The sequence below is a fragment of the Ferroplasma sp. Type II genome (assembly GCF_000496155.1).
Genome location: NZ_KI542825.1, coordinates 1 through 2303 on the forward strand (window position 1 = coordinate 1; position 2303 = coordinate 2303).

Sequence of the window (2303 nt, forward strand, 5' to 3'; positions counted from 1 at the left end):
TTTATAATAATTTCAAACCCTATGGGGAAAAGATAATGGAATCTGTAGGATCAATAACAGATCAATTTTTTACAAAAAACTCCCAGGATACCCTTTCAAAAATTTCTGAACTGAAATCAGAAATGGAAAAATATGTGGAAAATGGAACCCAGGCAATGGAAAATTTCCTGCACTTAAATCCCCTTACCATTTTGAATTCCTACATTGAAGCATCATTGGATAAGGAGAAAATAGAAATAAAGCAATTCATACAATGTAGTTATGGAATAAGTTACACATTCATGCTTGACCCTAATAACAGCGAATTTATGAAAAATCCATTTTTCTCATCCTTATACAGTGGAATTAAAATCCCGGTGAAAACTGACAATGCACATAATATAGTTTATGAGAACATGGATAGCTATATACTTGCAAGCGTCAGACTGGAAGCAAATAATCTGAAGTGCGTTTTCGACAAACCGGAATCAGAAAACTCCTTTGAGTTTACATACGGAATAGGCACACCGAATATGGAGATTGTGGCATTGAGCGGCAACAGTAAAAACAGGGTACTTCACAATCCTGATTTGAAGGCACATCTTGACCTGGAAATTTTGAAGGATGCCCTGGAAAAGATGTCAAGGGAAATCACCGGGCTGACAGAAAAGGAGAAAAAACTTGTATCGTTACAAATTGACGGTGAAGAAATACTAAATACAATGGACTTTGAAAAGATATTTTATAGAATAATAGGATCGGATTATATCAAATCACTGGTAAAATCGTTGCCTGAATCAGAGGAAAAGCCGGGCTGTATTTCAAAGGAGCTCATAAGGCACAGAATACACATAATAGGGAAAGATGAAGACTATATAATATCAACTCTTTTTGGATGATTTTCTGAACAGGTGGGTAAATTCTGGGTTATATAGATAGGATTTTTTATCTGAGTCATATGATATATTGCCGCCAACCATGATAAGTGCCTGCCTGTTTATCCTGTTTTCGAAGAGGGCATGTTCAAGATTCCCTATTGTTGTATCAATTATTTTCTCATCCGGCCAGGATACCCTGTAGGCTATGACAGCCCTGTCATCCCCGCTGTATCCGGCCCTTATGAGTTTATCACTTACAGCCTTAGCATTGGAAGCGCTTAGAAAAATTGCAAGTGCTGTTTTATGGGATGCAAGGAGTTCCAGGCTCTCATTTTCGAAGTGTTCAGTCCTCCTTGGTACTCTCGTAAGGATCACAGATTGTGTTGTCCCAGGTGATGTCAGTTCTATTCCCATGCTTGCAGCAGCTGCGAATACGGAACTGATGCCCGGTATGATTTCATATTTAATCCCATTTTTATTAAAAAATTCGATTTCATCGTTAATAGCACCATATATGGCAGGGTCCCCACTGTGCAGCCTGGTGATGTCTAGTCCTTCATCGGAATACTTTTTAACCAGTCCGTTTATCTGTTCAATATGGAGATTAGATGTCTTTATAACCACTTTAGCCCTGCTTTCCCGGAATGTTTCAGGGCTTACCAGCGAATCAGCGTATATTATCACATCTGTGGAATCTATAATCCTTTTTGCCTTTACTGTCAGGAGTTCAGGGTCCCCCGGGCCTGCACCGACTATGTGTATCGTTTTATCACCACTATTGTCATATAATCCTTTATATCATCAATGTTATTATAAATTCTTTCTTTCTCTGTTGAAACATGGCTCATGATATAATACTCCATATTTTTGTTTTTTTCAATAATTTTTCGTATCACTTCCCGTGCCCGTATAGCCTTGAATATAACAATATTCCTGGATAAGAGTATTTGCTTTTCCATATAATCATAATCATTTACTGCCGGCAGTACCAGGAGTGTCTGGTCCTTCGTGGCCAGTATTATCTTCATGGCTGCCGAAATTCCGTTCATGGAACTTATCCCCGGTATAACATCAAATTCTATTTGGAGATAAGGCATTATGTCAAGAAATGTACTGTAAAGCATTGGTTCACCCTCAACGGCATATACTGAATGCAGCCCTGACTTTTCCGCTTTCATTATCATCTCAGCATATCTCTGGCTTAATATGGAAATTTTATCACTCCCTATTGGAAATTCGAGGGGCTTCATATTACCACTCTTTACTCCCAGAGAATTCAAAATAGTTTCTGCAGAATTCAATGAGGTTTTGGGATAAAACACAACGTCTGCCGCCATTATAGCATTATAGCCTTTTAAGGTTACAAGTTCAGGGTCTCCAGGGCCAAGCCCCACAACCTTAAATAAACTCATCTAACTCCCCTCCAAGGAGACCACATGCGATAGC

General features: G+C 38.7%; 3 protein-coding genes. 1 reads left to right on the forward strand and 2 read right to left on the reverse strand.

Features of this window, described 5'->3' with window-relative positions; genetic code table 11:
* A partial coding sequence (locus AMDU4_RS13195; RefSeq protein ID WP_021788429.1) for a hypothetical protein occupies positions 1–878 on the forward strand: 878 nt, incomplete at its 5' end.
* Here AMDU4_RS13195 and cobM read toward each other — a convergent pair.
* Both cobM and AMDU4_RS13205 read right to left on the reverse strand, forming a co-directional pair.
* Positions 861–1619, reverse strand: a complete 759-nt coding sequence (gene cobM / locus AMDU4_RS13200) for a precorrin-4 C(11)-methyltransferase (protein ID WP_306766130.1) — start codon at positions 1617–1619, stop codon at positions 861–863. The genes AMDU4_RS13195 and cobM overlap by 18 nt on opposite strands.
* Positions 1610–2269, reverse strand: coding sequence for a precorrin-2 C(20)-methyltransferase (locus AMDU4_RS13205; protein ID WP_021788431.1), 660 nt, complete (start codon positions 2267–2269; stop codon positions 1610–1612). The genes cobM and AMDU4_RS13205 overlap by 10 nt, the downstream gene beginning before the upstream one ends.
* Positions 2270–2303 lie beyond the last annotated feature (34 nt).